Source organism: Companilactobacillus huachuanensis, from assembly GCF_005404815.1.
GTDB lineage: Bacteria > Bacillota > Bacilli > Lactobacillales > Lactobacillaceae > Companilactobacillus > Companilactobacillus huachuanensis.
In genome coordinates, this window is record NZ_BJDF01000002.1 from 199,955 (window position 1) to 220,174 (window position 20,220).

Consider the following 20,220-nt stretch of genomic DNA (forward strand, 5'->3'; position numbering starts at 1 on the left):
AAGGCTACTGTAAACATTCCAGAATGTAACGACAATTAAGACGATGTTTCCTTAATCTATCGCATCTGCTTTTTTAATTCTTATCGTTCAATCTCAGTAATACTCATAAAGTCATTGGCAATGTTAGATTAATTTTGTGATATAAAAACAGGTCTAACCAAAATTGTAGAAAATTTTAGTTAGACCTGTTTAGTTTATTTCTTTTTAAAAATCTTATTTTAGGTAGTGACTTCAAAACGAGCTACGATGGGACAACTCCTTCCGCCTTTCATAACTAGATAAATTGCCCGAAAAGTACCGCGTGCACTTCATCTAGTTACGAAAATGCTCGGGAGCTTAGCGCCCCATCTTCGCTCTCTAGATATATTGTAACTTCTTCTCTGCCATATAAGCAGCATCAATAGTAGCTCCACCTAGACACTCTTCACCATCATAGAAGACAACTTCTTGTCCTGGTGTAATAGCGCGTACTGGATTATCAAACTCAACATTAACCTTACCATCGCCTAACATGTGAACGGTTACGCCGGTATCTTGTTGACGATATCTAAACTTAGCTGTGGCATGGAATGTCTCGCCATAACCTTGTCCTGTGATAAATGATAGGTCTGAGGCATCCAAATGATCAGCATACAAGGCTGGGTTATCGTATCCTTGGTCAACGTAAAGAATGTTCTTTGACATATCCTTACCTACTACGAACCAAGGCTCGTTTGACTTACCATTTCCACCAATTCCAAGACCCTGTCTTTGACCAATTGTGTAATACATCAAACCAGCATGCTTACCCTTAACCTCACCATCAGGTGTCATCATAGTGCCACCCTGAGCAGGCAAGAATTCGCTTAGGAACTTACGGAAGTTTCTCTCTCCGATGAAACATACACCGGTTGAGTCCTTCTTCTTAGCAGTAGCAAGGCCAGCCTCTTCAGCAATACGACGAACCTCTGACTTTTGCATACCACCGATTGGGAACAATGCCTTTTGTAACTGATCTTGTTGAACAGTACTCAAAAAGTATGTCTGATCCTTGTTAGCATCGCCACCACGTAACAAGTGAACTACACCATTATCATCACGGAAACTTTGAGCATAGTGACCCATTGCAATGTAATCAGCGTTTAACTTGTTGGCATAGTCAAGAAATGCCTTGAACTTAACCTCTTTGTTACACATAACATCAGGATTTGGAGTTCTACCCTTACGATACTCATCCAAGAAATATTCGAACACACGGTCCCAATACTCCTTCTCAAAGTTAACTGAGTAATAAGGAATACCAATCTTGTTGGCGACCTTAGCAACATCTTCATAATCCTCTGTCGAAGTACATACACCGGAATCATCTGTATCATCCCAGTTCTTCATAAATACTCCGATAACCTCATAGCCTTGTTGTTTCAAAAGAAGTGCACTAACTGACGAATCAACGCCACCACTCATACCTACTACAACACGCTTCTTCTTATTATCCATTTCAAAACCTCATTTATTTAACTAATACATTTTTTTCTTTTAAAAAGTTCATTAAGTATCGGTAGTCACTTACTTCTGCTTCAGTGTCCTTGATCTTAAACATATTGATATTGTGCAATCCTGACTTATCAGTGATTGTTAATTTTAAACTATCTAAACTCTTGTCAACGGTTGCACGCAAAAAATATCTGGCTTCATATGGTGACGATCCATTAATCGGATGTACCAATTTGAAACTACCTTTATTTGATTCCATGAAACCTGCATCAACAAGTGAATATTTTTTTACTTCAGGGCTTAGTTCATAAACTTCCTGGTCCCCTTGTACTTGAGCTTGTCGTTTATCCATTTTATTCATCCCCCATAAAGATTTTGTCTTAATTATAAGTTTGAATAAAATTCACTAATTAGTCAAGTCTGAAACTATCTCAATTAGTTTATTAGTAAATTTAACGACTTCACTTTCAGTATTATCTTTTCCAAAACTGATTCTAACAGAGTCTTGAATCTTGGAACTATCTTCACCAAACATGGCAATTAAGACATGTGAAGGTTCCAAACTACCGGCAGTACATGCAGACCCACCAGAGATTGCAAATCCTTCTAAGTCTAATCTAGTCAACAAAACGCCACGATCAACTCCTGGAAAATACAAATTCATCACATGATTCAAGGCGTGATTATCAGTTGGTCCATTGATCTCAAATTTAATATTATTTTCTTTTAAAATTTCTTGAATTGTTTGTTTAAAGCCAAAATAACGTGCTTGTCTAGCTTGTTTTTCTTCCGGAGTAATCAGTTCGACGGCTTTAGCAAACCCAGCGATACCAGGAACATTTTCAGTTCCCGCACGTCGTTTGGTTTCTTGGTCGCCTCCTTTAATAAATGATGGAATATGAATATCATCATTGATATAAAGAAAACCGATAAATTTAGGCCCATTAATTTTATGAGCTGAAGTTGATAACATATCGATGTGTTCTTTTTTGACATCAATATCTTCCATTCCATAAGCTTGAACAGCATCGGTGTGGAAAAATGCTTGATGATCTTTTAGAACTTCCCCAATCTCTTTAATGGGATTCATGGAACCGACTTCGTTATTGCCATACATGATTGATACTAAAATAGTATCATCCCTGAGGGCGTCTTTAACTTGTTCGGCAGTCACTTCTCCACGAACATTTGGTTTCAAGTAAGTTACTTCAAATCCTAACGTTTCGAGATATGCTAAAGGTTTGAGGATAGCCTCGTGCTCAATAGCAGTTGTAATGATATGTTTACCTAACTTTTGTCTAGATAATGCTGTTTCAATCACCGCAGTATTATCACTTTCAGTACCACCACTTGTAAAGACAATTTCTGAGTCTTTGGCATTGATACTTTGAGCAATCGTATGGCGACTTTCGTCTAGGACTTTGCGAGCACGACGTCCAAACAGATTGGTAGCAGAAGCGTTACCAAAATTATTGGTCATCTGATCGTTAATCACATCGACTACAGGTGTAGCCATCGGTGTCGTGGCAGCATTATCTAAATAAATAAATGCCACAATAAATCCCCTCTATTCTTGGTCTAAAAAGTTCAGTAACATAGTTACTGATTTGCGTCCGGCTTGTAAAACAAATTCGTCAAAATTGACACTAGCATTTTCGTCCCCAACATCACTCATTGAACGAATGACAACGAATGGCGTGTGGAATTGGTTGCAGACTTGAGCCACAGCTGCACCCTCCATCTCAGCTGCTAATGCATCTGGGAACGACTTTTTAATTGTAGCAATTTTTTCTTTAGAGTCAACGAATTGGTCTCCGGTAACAATTAAACCTACTCGAGAAGTCAAACCAGTTCTTTTTGCGGCGGCAGCAATCGCCTTAACATAATCAGGGTCAGCCTGAAAATAAAGCTCTTGTTGTGGAAGTTGACCAATCTTGTAACCAAAACCTGTAGCGTCAACATCGTGATAAGCCATCTTATCAGAAATAACAACATCTCCGATATGTAAGCCAGTTCCGATTCCACCAGCTGAACCAGTATTAACGACAAAATCTGGTTGATAACGATCATTAATAAGCGTAGCAGTGATTCCTGCTTGAACTTTACCAATTCCACTTTGTGCTAAGTAAACTTCATGATTCTTATACTTACCAATAGTGATATCAACACCAGCAACTGATTCTTTTTTAACATCAGTCAGTGATTCTTTCATTAATTTAATTTCTTCTTCCATAGGAACGATTACGCCAATTTTCATACTTTACCCCTTAAATAAAAAATAATATTAAAAATACTAGAACAATTAAGCCGAATACTGTAATGATGGCAATATTTAGCTTTTTTTTCAATTTATTTGTCTTATCTTCAAAAGTTGATAAATTTTCTTGAATTATTTGTTCCGGATGTTGCTGTTTATATTCTTCTTCAGCACGGCGACGTTCTTGCTCACGAATTTTTTGTTGCTGAGCCTCGACTTGATCAGCACGAACGACAGTCTGTGGTTGCTGAGTTGATTTAACTTTTGAATTATAAAAATCTTTTAATTTTGAGAACATTATTTTGCCCTAGCTTGAAGCAATTCCCAATAAGTAATGGCATAAATACTCTTTGAATCACAAATTACACCAGCTTGAATTTGGAACTTTGCTTCATCCAGTGTTAATTTTTCAACATTTAAGAATTCATCCGGATCAAGTGGACGTTTGAATTCAACTTCTTTTAAATCAGTTGCCTTAAAGACAGTCAATTTTTCATTGGAATAACCTGGGCTAGCAAAGAAAGTTGTGACCTTTTCCAATTTATCAGTCGTCATACCAAGTTCTTCATCCATTTCACGCAAGGCAACTTCTTTTAAATCGCTACCTTCATCAAGATCAATTTTACCAGCTGGAATTTCCAACGTTTCTTGTTCAAGTGGAGTCCGCCATTGTCTAACAAAAATCATCCTGTTATCTTCAGTAAAGGGAATAATAGCAACTGCACCATGGTGTTTAACGACTTCCCGGATGTCAGGGATTCCATTGGGTAAAATCACTTGTTCGACATCAACGTCGATAATTTTACCGCCAAACATTCTCTTTTGGGCAACAATTTCTTCGTAGTATCTTGAGTCTTCTTTTTCCATTATTTGACCTTCTTACTTGAGATTATCAAAATTGAACCAATGCAAATATTTTACCAGATATTGAATTAACTACAAGGTGTCAACTCCGGTTAGCAATTAAATATGCCGTCTCCAGAGCAGAGAAATATTCACTGGCTGTGCGGACCGGTCCGAGCCTGAGAATCGGCCTCGAACCTCGGTTTGAAGACTTACCACAAACCGGTAAGTCTCCAAACACGCCCGGTGGTGTAATGGCTAAAGCCATAACACCACTTCCACTGCCCACAAATATTTCTCAGCTCTTCCGACTAATTAATCGCTATTACACTGAATGTGAAACTTTCAAATTCTTTTATATACAGCTTATTTAAATCTTTTTTACCGGCGAATTTGAAACACTTTGTATTTCTTAAATTTAATTATTTAAACATTTGTAATACAAGGATACTAATCATATTTAAACATACCAGAATACGATTTAAATTCAAAGAAATCCCGAGCCTCCGGGCGTGAGAAATGGAGTCCGCAGTGGTAGTGGTGTTAGGACGGCGATTTTCCGTTCTTACACCACAGGACGTATTTTGAGACGCGGTTTTCGGCTCAAAATCGAGGGTCGAGACCTTGGCTCGAGCCGGTCCACACAGCAGACTCCATTTCTCACGCCCGGAGGCGGCATCCTTCAATACAAAAAAAAGAAAGCACTATTCAGCACTTTCTTCTTCATCTTCAATACTAATATTTACAGCTTGTGGTCCTTTATAACCAGGCGCAACTTCATACTTAACTGTCAAGCCATTTTTGATATAGTAATCATCACGGTTAAGAACTGAGTCAGCAAAGAAGAAAATATCTTCACCATCGTTATTGATGAAACCAAAGCCACGATCATTATTAAATCTTATAATTTTTCCGGTAAACATTTAGTCACCTATCCTATTCATCAAAGCCATCCGTCATTGTTTCGGGATATTCCTTAGCAACAATTTTAGCACATCTAGCACAGAATGTTGGATAATTTTCATCACTACCAACATCTGTCTTGATCATTCGACATCTTTGACAAACATCGCCAGCTGCTTTTTCAACAAGAACATCAGCTAATTCGTACTTGTCAGCATCTGCTACGTCTGAATCAGTCAACTCAAATTGTGAAACAATCAATAATTGACCGAAGTTGCTGTCGATTTTATCAAGTACAGCTTTCAATTCAGCACTTGGTTTAACCGTAACTTTAGCTTCGAGTGACTTACCAATCAATTTGTTGGTACGAGCAACTTCGAGTGACTTCAAGACGTTATCTCTAAAGTCCATGAAGACTGCCCAATCTTTTTCAATTTCAGCTTGATCAGAAATTTCTTCAACCTTAGGCATTTCTGTCAATTGAATGAAATCTTCTGGTTCTTTAACATATTCCCAAACTTGTTCCATTGTATGAGGCAAGATTGGTGTCAACAACTTAGCTAATTTAACTACAACATCGTAGATAACTGTTTGCATTGAACGACGAGAATGTGAATCCTCAGCATCGATATAAACAACATCTTTAGCAAAGTCCAAGTAGAATGTCGACATTTCATTAACAATAAAACTTACAACAGACTTAGCAACATCTGCAAAATCATACTTGTCATAGTCAGCAAGTACATCCTTAACTAAATCGTTTAGTTTAACTGTGATGTACTTATCTTCTGGACGAAGATCATCGTAATTAACAGCATTTGCCTTAGGATCAAAGTCTGTTGTGTTAGCTAACATAAATCTGATAGTATTTCTAATCTTACGGTATGTTTCAGAAACTTGTTTAAATGAGTCAACTGTTACGGAAACATCAGAGCTTGCATCAACTGAAGCAACCCAGAGACGAATAATTTCAGCACCAAATTGTCTTTCGATATCACTAGGAGCAATAACATTACCAAGTGATTTACTCATCTTAACGCCCTTTTTATCAAGCGTGAATCCTTGTGAAAGGATAGCCTTGTAAGGAGCAACACCATATGCAGCAACAGAAGTTACAAGCATTGAGTTGAACCAACCACGATATTGGTCAGAACCTTCAAGAATCAAATCAGCTGGGAATACTAAGTTATCACGGGTTCTAGCAACACCTGAATGTGCTGTTCCGGAGTCAAACCAAACATCCAAAATATCAGTTTCCTTAGTAAATTCACCATTAGGACTTCCTGGATATGTAAAGCCTTCTGGTAGAAGATCCTTAGCCTCACGTTCAGCCCAAACATTTGAACCATATTTACCAAACAAGTCGGCAACATGGTCAATTGTTTCTTTTGTCATGATTGGATCGCCATTTTCAGCATAGAAAATTGGTAGTGGAACACCCCAAGCACGTTGTCTTGAGATAACCCAGTCGCCACGGTCACGAATCATGTTATAGAGACGTGTTTTACCCCAGTCAGGCATAAATTCAATTTTATCAATTTCATCAAGAATTTGTTGTCTGAATTTGTCGATTGATGCAAACCATTGTGGTGTAGCACGGAAAATAACTGGTTTCTTTGTACGCCAATCATGTGGGTAACTGTGAGTGAAGAAACTTAGTTTCAATAATGAACCATTTTCCTTCATTCTGTCAGCAATCAACTTATTAGCATCATCGTAGAAGACGCCTTCGTATTCAGGTACTTCATCAGTAAATCGACCTTGAGCATCAATTGGTGAGAATACTGGTAACTTATATTTCATACCAACAACAAAGTCATCAGCACCAAAACCTGGAGCGGTATGAACTAAACCAGTACCATCGTCGAGTGTTACGTGATTACCAAGAATTAAAGGAGATTCTTGATCGTAGAATGGATGTGTTGCTGTAAGTCCTTCAAGATCACGTCCTTGAACGGTCTTAAGAACCTCAACATTTTCCCAGCCCAATTGTTCTTGTACAAATTGCAAACGTTCTTGAGCGACAACATACTTCTTACCATCAGCATTAACTTCAGCATAGATAAACTTAGGGTTTACACAAATGGCTTTGTTAGAAGGCATTGTCCAAGGAGTTGTTGTCCAAATAATAAATGAAGCATCTTGATCAATTACACCTTTACCATCACGAACTTTGAAAGCAACAAAAATTGATGGTGACTTGATATCTTTATATTCGACTTCGGCTTCAGCAAGTGTTGATTCTGAAGATGGTGACCAGTAAACTGGCTTCTTACCACGGTAGATATAGCCTTTATCAACCATTTCACCGAAAACTTCAACTTCGGCCTTTTCAAATTCTGGTTGGTAAGTAATGTATGGGTGATCCCAGTCAGCGGAAATTCCGAGACGTTTGAATCCAGCCATTTGTTTCTTGATTTCACCTTGAGCAAAGTCGAAACACATCTTACGATAGTCTGACAAGCTCATTTCCTTACGTTTAACACCTTTTTTAGCAAGTTGTTGTTCGATTGGAAGCCCATGAGTATCCCATCCTGGTACATATGGTGCACGATAGCCATCCATTGACTTGTAACGAACGATAATATCTTTTGAGATCTTGTTCAAAGCGTGTCCCATGTGGATATCACCATTAGCAAATGGGGGCCCATCTAATAGTTCAAAGGTTGGTTTACCCTCATTTAATTTTTGACGACGTTCATAAAGTTTGTTTTCTTCCCATGCTTGTTGCCACTCTGCTTCTTTAGTTGGCAAACTACCACGCATTGGAAACTTAGTTTTGCCTAAATTTAAAGTATCTTTTACTCGCATTCTTTCACCCCTTCTAAAATAAAAAGAACCCATCCAATTTCTAGGACGAGTTCTCGCTATACCACCTATTGGTAAATTAAATAAATTGTTTAAGAGTCGATATACCAAAAATAATTTTTACTAGTCTCACACCAACACTAGCTCGCTGAAAAAATTCTCTTCATGGCACTTAATCTCTTATTGCTTCTTAGAATCCGCGTCGGCGTCATCTTTAAAATTGAACGTTGGTTCATTTTGTTGATGGCTAATCGTATACGATTCGTCCGGTTGGTTTTCCTGAATATTGTCATTATAATTCATTTGCTCGGAATTGAAAACCGAATTTTGGTCATTTTCATAATCTTGTTGATTATTTGCTTGGTCAGTTTGATAATTCTGGTTCGTATCTGGTCGCTGTTGGTCGCCAACTTCATGTTTAAGTTTGTCAGTAGATGTACTGTCATTAAGTTTGGACCATTCTGGACTGTCAACCATATCCAACTGTTGCTTCAACATACCTTGCAAACCTTGTCTGAATGTATTTACACTCCGTTTCAGATTATCTGTTTCAATTGTAACCTGACGAGCTCTTTCAGATGCATCTTGCAAAATTTGATTCGATTTTTCAGTAGATTGATTCAATAAGTCTCGAGCTTTTTTCTGTGATTCCTCGACAATTATTTGAGCTTCTTGTTCGGATTCGTTTTTAACTTTCTCAGCCGCTTCTTGAGCAACTAAAATTGATTGATTCAAAGCATCCTTCATATCAGTAAAATACTTCAATTGTTCAGATGTTTCTTTGATTTCTTTTTCTAATTGCGCATTTTTTTGCAAAGCTAAATTATAGTCTTGAGATGCTTGTTTCAAAAAGCTGTTAACTTGGTCGCGGTCATAGCCTCGAAATTTACTATCAAATTCTTTATCATGTATTTCTACTGGTGATAATACCATAACTTCACGCCCCCTACTATTTCTTAATGATGTTAACCGAAAGAAGATATTTATTATTCCTCGATCTGCCCATAATATCATTAACTCTTATTCGGCCAAAGCCTCTGACACTCAGTGTATCAGTAATTGTAATAAATGAGCTAGCATTCTTATTCACAACCCAATTAATTTGAACTTTGCCATGATCGACTAAGGATTTAGCATTTTGTCGTGACAAATCATAAACATCAGCGATAATTGTGTCCAATCGTAAAGATTGAATAGTAATCGTCTCATCTGCTGATTCATCTTTTGGTAAAAGCAATTCATTGAAACTCTTTTCGATTAGATGAATCTTATATGGTCCAATTTTTTTAACCTGATCTTCAATGTAATCACTCATCGAATTAAATACAAAAAATTGCCAATTCTCGCCATCGGTAATAATATCTCCAAAACGATCACGTTCAACGCCTGATCCAGTTAAGGAACCTAGTATTTGGCCATGATGCAAATTAGCAAATTTTTCCGGATAACGAATCTCGTACATTGCAATCTCATAGTCAGAATCTTTGGGCACAAAATAGTCAGGAGCAATTATTCCCCTGACACGTTCCGCGTTCTCATAACCGCCAAAGTAATGTACGTATAATCCATCATATTTATTAATCAGATTATCTAAAATCGTTTGTTCACGTAGATTCAAAAAATCAGTGAGCTGTGGAGTGTACATTGTTTGAGCTTTTAATAATATACCGCTTATTTTATCAATGAACGTTTTCTCTTCTGGGCGGAAAAAGCCTCCACCAATGATTGTTTTTTTATCATCCATATTTTTAGATTATTAAGAATATCGCTTTCTGCAATAATTGAATTAGTATAAGTGCAATTATTGGAGAAAAATCAAGAAAGCCTATACTTGTTGGTATGACTTTTTTAATTAAATTTAAGAATGGATTTACCATTGCTACGATAAACCTTCCAAATGCAGAATTGTATATTGATGGTACAAATGACAACAAGCAATATACAAAAATTATGAATTCATACAGTTGGAAAGCCATACTAACGACAAATGGCAATCCACTTAAAATTTGATCCATATCTTTCCTCGACTTTATTCGTTTATATCTGTTAAGCTTCCATCGATTTCAAACTTAGGTGGTGTACAAAGAAAGATTTTTTCTCCAACACGTTTAATTTCACCATTTAAGGCAAAGATAGTACCTGTTAAAAAGTCTACGATTCTCTTTGATTGTTCATCATTGACATTATTAAAATTAACGATTACCGCTTTGTTATTCAAAAGTTGTTTGGCAATAACTTTTGCATCTGAGTAAACTCTTGGTTGATAAATTGCAATTTTACTATTACCTTTTGCTCTTGCTTCACTGGCTGTACTCATTGATACTACCTTTTCGTTTTTCGAATAATTTGATTTAGGCTGTTCAGTATTTTGATTGTCGACTTGTTTTTCGTCAAACTCATCGTCGTCATTAATACCAAAAAAACTGCCTAATTTTGCAAATGCCATAAGAAAATCTCCTTTTATTTATTGTTACGACGTTTAAAAATTGGAGGTGTTGAATCATCGTCGTCATCGCTCAAATCAATTGTTTCAGGCTTTTGGAAGATTTCAAAATCGCCTTTTTCACCAGAAACATTGTTTTGTTTAGCAGCATCACGATTGATGTCCCAAGCAGCCAATGGATCATTAGATGGTTTTTGTGTAGCAGAAGTTGGTTGACTGTTATTACTATCATTGTCAGCTTTATTCTTGTTATCTAATGTTGCACGAGGATTGTTTAAAGGACGTCTTGATGGTTCTCTCTTCTTGCTTTCTTCGGTTTCAACGCCAGTTGCAATAACAGTAACCTTAACTTGGTCACCTAATGTATCGTCAATTGAAGTACCAAAGATAATATTAACATCTGATGTAGCTTGTTCGGAAACAATTTGCGCTGCATCTTGTGCTTCAAATAGTGATAAGTCTGGTCCACCAGTAATATTAAGAAGAACTTGTTTAGCACCGTCGATTGAAACTTCAAGCAATGGTGATGAGATAGCCTTCTTAGTAGCTTCAGTAATTCTATTTTCACCGTTAGCTTGACCAATACCCATAAGAGCTGAACCTTGATCTGACATAACAGTCTTAACATCAGCAAAGTCCAAATTAACAAAACCAGGTGATGTGATCAAATCAGAAATACTTTGTACACCCTGACGTAAAACATCATCAGCAATACTAAATGCTTCGCTCATAGGTGTTTTCTTATCAACAATTTCTAGCAATTTGCTGTTAGAAATCAAAACTAATGTATCAACATCTTTTTTAAGTTCAGTAATACCATCAGCAGCAAAGCGTGAACGTTTTGAACCTTCAAAAGCAAAGGGACGTGTCACAACACCAACTGTTAAAGCACCACTTTCTTTAGCGATGTTAGCAACGATAGGAGCAGCACCTGTACCAGTACCACCACCCATTCCGGCAGTTACGAAGATCATATCAGCGCCTTCAAGGGCTTCTTTAATGGCTTCTTCACTTTCTTGAGCAGCTTTTTGTCCAACCTCTGGATTTGAACCGGCACCTAAACCACGTGTCAATTTAGGTCCTAACTGAATTTTTGTTTCAGCATTTGAGTTTTCTAGAGCCTGAACATCAGTATTAGCAGCAATAAACTGTACACCTTTGATTCCTGCTTCTACCATTCGATTGACGGCGTTGCCACCAGCACCACCGACACCGATAACTTTGATTACCGCTCCCTTATTTTGGGTAGAGTCTAAAGTATATTCCATTAAGGAGTTCCTCCTAATTAAATCATTTATTATTATTATTAATCAAAAAATTTACTCCAGAAATCCTTGAATTTCGACATTTTTTTACCTTTTTCAGGCTTTGTCTCAGCTTCTGTTGGTTGGTCTTCTTGAGTTTGGTCCATTGGTTCTGGTTGCTCAAATTGCTGCTGCTTTTGAGGCTCAGAAGCAACTTGAGGCTGTGGTCGACTGCCTTGTTCAATGGTTGCGCCATTGACAACATTATCAGCAATCACTCCAATATCATTTAATCTTGAAGCATAAGTTACTAAACCAAGTCCTAATGAATATGATGGATAACGCATACCCATCTGTGTTGGAACATAGCTTCTAACTTTGACATCAAAAATCTTTTTAGCTAGGTCTTCCACATTTGGCGTAGCAGCAACCCCACCCGTCAAAACAATTCCGCCTGGTAAGGATAAGGCTCCTGCATCTTCAAGTGGAGCTTGCAATCTAGTAAAAATCTGATTGAGTCGAGCTTCAATAATTTCAGATAAATATTCTTCTGAAATCATTGTCGGATCATTCTTACCAACAACTTCAACACTGATATTTTCGTCAGTTGCTGATTTGTCAGCAGATGCATTACCGTAATATAGTTTCAATTGATTAGCATTTTCAACAGTTGTATTCAAAACAACCGAGATATCGTGTGTGACATAGTCGCCACCTTCGAAATCAACAGTTGATAATTTCAAATTGTGATCATGCACTACAGAAGCAGTCGTTTGACCAGCTCCCATATCAATAATTACTGCACCAAAATCACTCTCGCCATCATTTAAAACGACTTGACTTAATGCCATTGGAGAAATAACTTTATGAATAATATTTAAGCCAGCTTTTTGGATGGCCTTCTTCGTATTATGAACAATTGTTTTAGGTGCCGTATATAAAACTCCTGACATCTCTAAACGTACGCCAATCATTCCTCGTGGATCACGAATGTTATTGAAGCCATCGACAGAAAATTGCTTAGGTATTAGAGAAACAACTTCTCTTTCACTAGGTAAGTTTTGAACCATAGCTGCCAACATAACTTGTCTGACATCATTTTCATTGATTTCTTTTGATTGAGAACCTACGGCAATCATGCCCTGGCACTTATCAATTTGTAACATGTTAGCCGATATACCGACTACAACGTCACGTATGGAAATATTTGCTTGTGTTTCGGCCTTCTTAATTGCACGTTTTATTGCACTTGCCGCCTTGTCTATATCGACTATAACGCCACGGCTTACACCTTCAGAGCGTTCACTTCCGACGCCAACAATACTTAACCTGTCATCAGACGACTCAGCAACAACTACTTTAATTGAATTCGTGCCAATATCAAGACCTACAAAAAATTCAGAATTGTCCATTAATCGTGGCAGCCTCCCTTACCTAGAAAAAATCTATTCACTAAAAAATTTTAACACAAATATGATTATATTAAACCTATTTCTTACCTTTAAAGGGATAAGAATAGGCTCCAATCTCCAAATCTATAACGCCTTTCTTTTTCATCTGAGCAGCCATCCCTGGATAATACTTCAATTTTGTTCGAACAGTTCTCATATCAGCGATAACTTTGTTGCCATCATTCATATCAATTTTGATTCGATATGGATTCAATTTAGTCGGAGCATTGTAAAATTCAGACACGTTTGTCTTCACGTTACTGGGTAATTCGGCATAAATTTTCGACATCTGCTTCAACCTACTGGCACTAAAGCCACTATAAGTTGGATAGTTACCAATGGGAGAACTCATCCTTTGATTGATGACCTGACCATTATTGATAATGCGATAATAGCCACCATTCTTATTGATAAATCCAAGTGTTGGATGTTCAGAAACCTTAATAGTTAAGTCACGCATATTTCGCGTTCCAAACGAGATAGATTTGATTGATGGAAGTTTCTGTTCCGTTTCTTTGGCAATTGTCTTATGATGCAAAAAAACATTCAAAAGTGTGGAATTATCATCAATTTTAGTAGCATCAATTACTTGTTGAGCACCTAAATCATTAACGCCTTTGACATTGATATTTCTTACTTTACTCAATGACGAACCAAAATAAGCAATCAATACGATAACAAAAACTATTATAATAATTATACTATTTTTACTTATTCTAATTCTTTTTCTTAGCACGATTAAACCTCGCATCTATATACGCCGTTTCCAGAGTTGGAAACAACCCTACTTCTTAACCAACTCAGTTAATACCTTTATCAAACGATCAGCGGAATCAGGAACACCTATTTGTTTAGATTTCTCAGACATTTCTGACTGAACCTTACTATCGCTCATAATTTCATTTACCGCTTCATACAAGGTATCACTTGTAAGTTCAGCCTCTGGAATCAATTTAGCTGCTCCAACTTTAGAAACTGACATAGCGTTCTTTGTTTGGTGATCATGCGTTACGTATGGGCTTGGTACAAATATAGCTGGAATACCTAATGCAGTAATCTCGGCAATACTTGTGGCACCACTACGTCCAACAATCAACTTAATGTCAGGTAAAATTTCTGGCATATTATCAATATATGGTAATACGGAGATATTTGCACTGTTTAGATACTTTTCATCAATTAATTTAACCACATTGTCATAATGTACTCGTCCGGTAACAAACAAAACTTGATAATCAGCCTTAACAAAGCGGTCCATCGTTTCAATTGTCGCTTGATTAATCGGTTTTGCACCACGAGAACCACCAAAAATCATTACAGTGTCCTTGTCCGCTTCCAAATTGAATTCTTTCAAACGATCATTCTTTTGAATCGTGACAACTTCTTGAGCTCTAGGATTCCCTGTGAAAACAATTTTCTTTTTTTCACTGAATTGGTCCGTTGCTTCAGTAAATGCAATGGCAATTTTATCAACAAAACGAGCTAAGAACTTATTTGTCACACCGGCAATCGTATTTTGTTCATGAATAACAGTTGGAATATGCATTGTATGTGCAGCATAAACGATGGCACTTGATACATAGCCTCCAGTACCAACGACGATATCTGGTTTGAATTCTTTGATGATCTTACGTGACTTACGAATACTTGAGAGAAAAAGTCGGACTGTTTTTACATTATCAACCGTCAAGCGACGTTTGAAACCTTGAATTTCAATCGTCTTAAAATTCAATCCAGCATTCTTGACGATTTTGCTCTCTAAGCCCTTTTCTGTTCCAACGTATAGAACATCATCAATTAAGTCTCGTTCCTTGAGACGCTTAATTAAAGCCATTGCGGGATAGATATGTCCACCGGTACCACCACCGGAAACAATAATGCGCATTTTTGTCATTTATTTAACTTCTCCCTTTAGTGTCTCGACCGTTTGAATATACAAATCGCCACGTTCTTCAAAGGTATGGAATTGATCCCAACTAGCAGCAGCTGGTGAAAGTAGAATAACATCCCCAGCATCACTTTGCTTGAAAGCTTCAGGAACAGCTTCAGACAAATTGTCTACTTTAACGATGTTACCGACTCCAGCTTTTTCGGCAGTTTCAATTACCTTTTCGGCAGTTTGACCATAAACAACTAAATTATTGACCTTGCCCTTAAGTGATGGAATCAACTCATCAAAGCCATTACCACGATCAAGACCACCAGCAATTAAGGTTATCGGTGTCTTGAAGGCAGTTAATGCGACAATTGTTGCTTCGACATTGGTTGCCTTAGAATCATTATAGAATTTATGTCCACCGAAAGTATCTACATATTGGATTCTATGCTTGACACCTCTAAATGATGATAATACTTCAATAATATCCTCATTCTTAACGTCGAATAATTTGGCAACACTAATTGCAGCTAAAGCGTTTTGAACATTATGTTCACCGGGGATTTTAATTTCATTGGCTGTCATGATTCTTTCACCATTACAGTAAAGAACATCATCTTTAACGTAGGCACCCTTTGGTAATTCTTGGTTGTCTGAGAATGGTAATATCTCAGCATTTGACTGTTTAGCCAAGTCACGCCATTCCTCGGTATTGTAATTGATAACAAAGTAATCATTCGCAGTTTGATTCTTAGTAATATGCATCTTAGCTTTAATATAGTTAGCGCGATTCCCATGAAAATCCAAGTGAGTTGAATAAATATTATTCAAAACAGCAACGTGAGGGTGTAAGTCGATTGTCCCTTGAAGTTGGAAACTTGATAGCTCCGTTACAACGACATCATTCTTGGTTGCTTTTTGAATTACATCAGAAATGGGAATACCAATATTGCCAGCATAATATGAATGCTCAAATTTTGGTGAATGTTGCAGCATCAACTGAATCAATGTTGTAACAGTTGTCTTACCGTTAGTTCCTGTAACGCCAACCATTGTAGCATCTGAGTAACTGTAGGCAATTTCAGGCTCTGTGACGACTGGAATCTTGAGCTTTTCAGCTTGTTGAATCAATTCATTAGAATAAAAAATACCTGGATTTTTCACTAAATAGTCAAAAGACTCATCAATCAAACTTGCATCGTTGCTACCGGTAATAACTTTAAAACCGGCATCGATCAATGATTGTGCTTCAGTATTTTTTTCCAAAGGATTGGAATCAACAACAGTCACATCTGAACCCATTTTGTTTAATAACTTGGCTACAGCAAAACCACTTTTAGCTAATCCTAATACTAAGATTTTTTTATTTGAATAATTACTCTTTGTTTTCATTGCTATCATTTACTTCCTATACGAATAAAATTAAATAAATTGCGGAACAAATTGCACCAACGATCCAAAAGACAATATCAATTCTCCATTCAGACCAACCCATCATTTCAAAATGATGATGAATTGGTGTCATCTTGAAAATACGACGATGGAAAACTTTGAATGAAAAGACTTGTAGCATGACACTCATTGTTTCAATTACGTAAACTAAACCAATCAATAATAATGACCAATAACGACCAAGCAAGATTGAAATGGCTGCGAGTCCTGCACCAAGTGCAAGTGAACCAACATCACCCATAAAAATCTTGGCTGGTTTGTGGTTGAAAATCAAGAATGCTAACAAGGCACCAACGACTGAGAAACAGACGATAGCCAAGTCAAAACGATTTTGATTCAAAGAAATAATCCCGTAAGTTGCATATGAAATTGTTCCTAAACCACCTAATAAGCCATCCAAACCATCAGTTAAGTTAGTTGCATTTGAAAAACCAACTAACCAGAAAATAGTGAATAGTACGAAAATCACGACAGAATTAACAGATAACACTCCCGGAATCGTGAAGTTCATTGGAAGTTGATCACCATTATATACAGCTAAGAAAATGATACCAACGATAATTTGTAAAAGTGCCTTTTGGTAAGCACGAAGTCCCAGATTGCGTTTTTTGAATACTTTGATGAAATCATCAATGAAACCAATGCAACCGTATAGAACAATCACAAAAGTTGTAATCAATAATGAATGCGTCAGCTGACCTTGCCAGATACCGACCCAGATGTCAGTAATCAAGGTAGCGACAATAATCAACAACCCACCCATTGTAGGTGTTCCTGACTTCTTTTCGTGCCACTTCGGACCTTCTTCTCTAATAGACTGCCCCTCTTTGTGCGCAACCAAGTAACCAATTAAGAATGGCATAAAGATGGCCACAATTGCGAAAGAGCTAATTATGTCGAAAACAATATGACTAAATTCCATGAAAATCCCCTTAATTATTTATTTTTCAATGTAACTATAATTTTACCACTCCCATTTATCACCTGACCAGACTCAACCGATTGTTTCACGACATATCCGTCACCTTTTGTGGTAACTTGCTTACCAGTTATTTCAGCAAACTTCAAAACATCGTTCTTGGACCAACCAGATAAATCAGGCATCGTCATTGCACCATTGGTTAACAAGACGATTCTCTGATCAGGCATGACCTTCTCACCACTAGCTGGTAATTGTTGAACAACTTTGTTTCCGGTACCAATAACGCCAGACTGTAGGTTAAGATTTTTGATTTGGGTGAGCGAATCCTTGGTTGATTTATCTAACAGACTCGGAATGCTGACATATTGACTGCCAGCTTCAGTGGACTTAGTAGGAGACTTGCCTTGATTGACTAGTCTCTTAACTAACGGATTGAAAACCTCAGATAGAATTTTTTCTGGGGCTTCAGTCATTTTCTGTGGTTGTTTCATAGTCACGTAGACGATGTAATTCGGATCATCATACGGGATCATACCTACCACTGAAAAAATATAATTATTGGAACCTGTCAAATAACCTCCAGCTGGAGAGGCAATTTGTGCTGTACCGGTTTTAACTCCAACCTTCACTCCAGGCACATTATAAACCATACCAGTACCATAATTTTTAGTTACGACTTGACGCATTGCCTTTTGAACTTGCTTAGCCGTGCTAGCCTTGATTGGTTGGCTAACAACCTCACGTTTAAAACTCTTAGTTGTTTTACCTGTATTTGGATTGACAACTTTTTGCACGATCTGAGGCTTAATCATTTTACCGCCATTAGCGATTGCTGAAAAAGCTTGTAACATTTGCATCGTGTTAACATTGACACTTTGTCCAAAGGAAGTCATTGCCTGATCACTGACATGTTCATAGGAAATATTTCCAGCAACTTCACCCGGTAGATCAATTCCGGTTTTTTCACCGATATGGAAGCGTTTCATGTACTCCAGCCAAGTTTTAGAACCCATCTGTTCTTCTAATTTGACCATACCAACGTTAGAAGATCTTGTGAAAGCCTCAGATAATGGGATATAACCCCATCCAGCAGTATTCCAATCACCGATTGTTCGACCACCAACTTCGACCGTTCCAGATTTATACAGTTCATCTGGATTGTAATTTCCAGAATCAATTGAAGCTGATAATGTCAGAATTTTCATAACTGAACCTGGTTCAAATTGATCTTCCACTAAAGTATCACGCCAACTATTATTCAAACCCTTCTTCGTTGTGGGATTAAAGGTTGGTCGTTGCGTTGCAGCCTCAATGGCACCAGTTTTAGCATTCATAACTAAAATCTGTAAGCCCTTAGGTGCATACTTTTCATCAATATCTTGGGCCAAAATTTCAGTATATTGTTGGATCTTACTGTTGAGAGTCAAATAAATATTTGATCCATCAGCAGAACTCTTTTCAATCACTTGTGAATCTGGCAATTCATTACCACTGTTATCAACTTTGGTGATCTTTTTACCATCACGTCCAGCCAATAATTTGTTGAAGTATTTTTCTATACCCATAACGCCACTGATATTACTATTTGCATCATTGGCATCATCAGCCTTGGTAAATCCAACTAAATTAGTGGCAAAAATACCATTTGGATAAGATCTCGAAGGCAACTCAACAAAATGGATTCCCGGTAACTTCTGGGCAGCAATCTTTCGCTTGATTTCAATCGACAGACCTCGTCCTGAAGGTCCAAATTCCACCTGATACTGCTTCTTATTCTCTGGCGTTAAAAATTTACGCAATTCTTTGGCAGATAACGGTAAATATTTGCTCAAGATTCGTGCCGTTTTTTCCCGGTCAACAACATAGTCGGCCTTACCAGTCGTAGTTTTTGATTTTTTAGAAACAATGGCATAAATATTATAAATCGTAGAATCTCCGGCAATCATATCACCATTGACATCCATAATGTCGCCACGTTTTGCATTAACTTTATTTACATGTTCATATTTTTGCTTAGTCCTCTGCTCCAGATTAACGCCGTCATATTGCTTACTCATGGAAATATACGCGAATCTTTGAAGAAAAAGGATAAAAGAAAAGGCAGTCGCAATCAAAATGACCATACCAACAATATAATGATTGCGCCTTGCCTTATTTTTAAATAATTTTCTGAACTTGCTCATTTCGAAATATTCCTTACGTTGTTGTCACTCATTTTCAAATTATGCTCTTTTGCAAAAGAAGAAAAACGGTCAAAACTAGTTAATTCAGAAATCTCTTGTCTTAAATTAACATTGCTTGTATTTGTTTTAGATACTTGTGTTGTTAGACTATCTAAAGTGTTTTGAGAAGATGTCATAGAAACTTTAATGCTTACTAATACAATCATTAAGGCCAATGTCAATAAGCCTAAGCCAACAATTGAAAAAGTCTCAAATTTGGACAGGGCAACGCTGTGCGTTTTTGGCTCTGCTTGAACTCTCGGTTCAGGCTGGGCCTCCGTTTGATATTCTTGTAAATTTCTAGCAGTACTATCTTCTCTCATATT

Annotated in this window: 20 protein-coding genes; all 20 read right to left on the reverse strand. The window is 37.2% G+C overall.

The genetic code is table 11. The annotated features are described in order from the left end of the window. Positions 1 to 357: 357 nt before the first annotated feature. Positions 358 to 1,476: a tRNA 2-thiouridine(34) synthase MnmA gene (mnmA, locus tag FFM71_RS02040; RefSeq protein ID WP_137610523.1), complete on the reverse strand. Its 1,119-nt coding sequence runs from the start codon at positions 1,474 to 1,476 to the stop codon at positions 358 to 360. A 13-nt stretch (positions 1,477 to 1,489) separates the two neighbouring features. Next, complete coding sequence (locus tag FFM71_RS02045) at positions 1,490 to 1,825, reverse strand: hypothetical protein (RefSeq protein ID WP_137610524.1); 336 nt, start codon at positions 1,823 to 1,825, stop codon at positions 1,490 to 1,492. 54 nt (positions 1,826 to 1,879) lie between these two features. Beyond that, a complete protein-coding gene (locus FFM71_RS02050; RefSeq protein WP_137610525.1) occupies positions 1,880 to 3,028 on the reverse strand; it encodes a cysteine desulfurase family protein in 1,149 nt (382 codons plus the stop codon). Positions 3,029 to 3,040: 12 nt separating this feature from the next. Next, on the reverse strand, positions 3,041 to 3,730 hold the full coding sequence (locus FFM71_RS02055; RefSeq protein WP_137610526.1) for a 5'-methylthioadenosine/adenosylhomocysteine nucleosidase: 690 nt from the start codon (positions 3,728 to 3,730) through the stop codon (positions 3,041 to 3,043). 10 nt (positions 3,731 to 3,740) lie between these two features. Next, positions 3,741 to 4,028 (reverse strand): hypothetical protein, encoded by a 288-nt coding sequence (locus FFM71_RS02060; protein ID WP_137610527.1) that lies wholly within the window; start codon positions 4,026 to 4,028, stop codon positions 3,741 to 3,743. Further along, entirely contained in the window at positions 4,028 to 4,597 is a 570-nt protein-coding gene (locus FFM71_RS02065; protein WP_137610528.1) for an NUDIX hydrolase, read from the reverse strand. The genes FFM71_RS02060 and FFM71_RS02065 overlap by 1 nt, the downstream gene beginning before the upstream one ends. A 680-nt stretch (positions 4,598 to 5,277) precedes the next feature. After that, positions 5,278 to 5,496: a cold-shock protein gene (locus FFM71_RS02070; RefSeq protein WP_137610529.1), complete on the reverse strand. Its 219-nt coding sequence runs from the start codon at positions 5,494 to 5,496 to the stop codon at positions 5,278 to 5,280. 13 nt (positions 5,497 to 5,509) lie between these two features. Beyond that, positions 5,510 to 8,287, reverse strand: a complete 2,778-nt coding sequence (gene ileS, locus FFM71_RS02075; protein ID WP_137610530.1) for an isoleucine--tRNA ligase — start codon at positions 8,285 to 8,287, stop codon at positions 5,510 to 5,512. A 177-nt stretch (positions 8,288 to 8,464) separates the two neighbouring features. Then, a complete protein-coding gene (locus FFM71_RS02080; protein WP_137610531.1) occupies positions 8,465 to 9,217 on the reverse strand; it encodes a DivIVA domain-containing protein in 753 nt (250 codons plus the stop codon). A 16-nt stretch (positions 9,218 to 9,233) separates the two neighbouring features. Then, entirely contained in the window at positions 9,234 to 10,028 is a 795-nt protein-coding gene (locus FFM71_RS02085) for a YlmH family RNA-binding protein (protein ID WP_137610532.1), read from the reverse strand. A 4-nt stretch (positions 10,029 to 10,032) separates the two neighbouring features. Further along, positions 10,033 to 10,299 carry a YggT family protein gene (locus FFM71_RS02090; RefSeq protein ID WP_137610533.1) on the reverse strand — a complete coding sequence of 89 codons (267 nt, stop codon included), beginning with the start codon at positions 10,297 to 10,299 and terminating at the stop codon, positions 10,033 to 10,035. Positions 10,300 to 10,313: 14 nt separating this feature from the next. Beyond that, positions 10,314 to 10,730, reverse strand: coding sequence for a cell division protein SepF (locus tag FFM71_RS02095; RefSeq protein ID WP_137610534.1), 417 nt, complete (start codon positions 10,728 to 10,730; stop codon positions 10,314 to 10,316). A gap of 14 nt (positions 10,731 to 10,744) precedes the next feature. Further along, complete coding sequence (gene ftsZ / locus FFM71_RS02100) at positions 10,745 to 11,995, reverse strand: cell division protein FtsZ (protein WP_137610535.1); 1,251 nt, start codon at positions 11,993 to 11,995, stop codon at positions 10,745 to 10,747. Between the two features lie 38 nt (positions 11,996 to 12,033). After that, positions 12,034 to 13,383, reverse strand: coding sequence for a cell division protein FtsA (gene ftsA / locus FFM71_RS02105; protein WP_137610536.1), 1,350 nt, complete (start codon positions 13,381 to 13,383; stop codon positions 12,034 to 12,036). A 76-nt stretch (positions 13,384 to 13,459) separates the two neighbouring features. Beyond that, the gene (locus FFM71_RS02110) at positions 13,460 to 14,158 is read right to left on the reverse strand and encodes a cell division protein FtsQ/DivIB (RefSeq protein ID WP_223876455.1); all 699 of its coding nucleotides are present in this window, start codon (positions 14,156 to 14,158) and stop codon (positions 13,460 to 13,462) included. A 48-nt stretch (positions 14,159 to 14,206) separates the two neighbouring features. Continuing rightward, positions 14,207 to 15,307, reverse strand: coding sequence for an undecaprenyldiphospho-muramoylpentapeptide beta-N-acetylglucosaminyltransferase (gene murG, locus FFM71_RS02115; RefSeq protein WP_137610590.1), 1,101 nt, complete (start codon positions 15,305 to 15,307; stop codon positions 14,207 to 14,209). A gap of 9 nt (positions 15,308 to 15,316) precedes the next feature. Then, positions 15,317 to 16,690, reverse strand: coding sequence for a UDP-N-acetylmuramoyl-L-alanine--D-glutamate ligase (gene murD / locus FFM71_RS02120; protein ID WP_137610538.1), 1,374 nt, complete (start codon positions 16,688 to 16,690; stop codon positions 15,317 to 15,319). A gap of 16 nt (positions 16,691 to 16,706) precedes the next feature. Then, a complete protein-coding gene (mraY, locus tag FFM71_RS02125; protein WP_137610539.1) occupies positions 16,707 to 17,672 on the reverse strand; it encodes a phospho-N-acetylmuramoyl-pentapeptide-transferase in 966 nt (321 codons plus the stop codon). Between the two features lie 14 nt (positions 17,673 to 17,686). Then, positions 17,687 to 19,855: a penicillin-binding transpeptidase domain-containing protein gene (locus tag FFM71_RS02130; protein ID WP_137610540.1), complete on the reverse strand. Its 2,169-nt coding sequence runs from the start codon at positions 19,853 to 19,855 to the stop codon at positions 17,687 to 17,689. Continuing rightward, positions 19,852 to 20,217, reverse strand: coding sequence for a cell division protein FtsL (locus tag FFM71_RS02135; RefSeq protein ID WP_137610541.1), 366 nt, complete (start codon positions 20,215 to 20,217; stop codon positions 19,852 to 19,854). Before FFM71_RS02135 ends, FFM71_RS02130 begins: the two co-directional genes overlap by 4 nt. Positions 20,218 to 20,220: the final 3 nt, after the last annotated feature.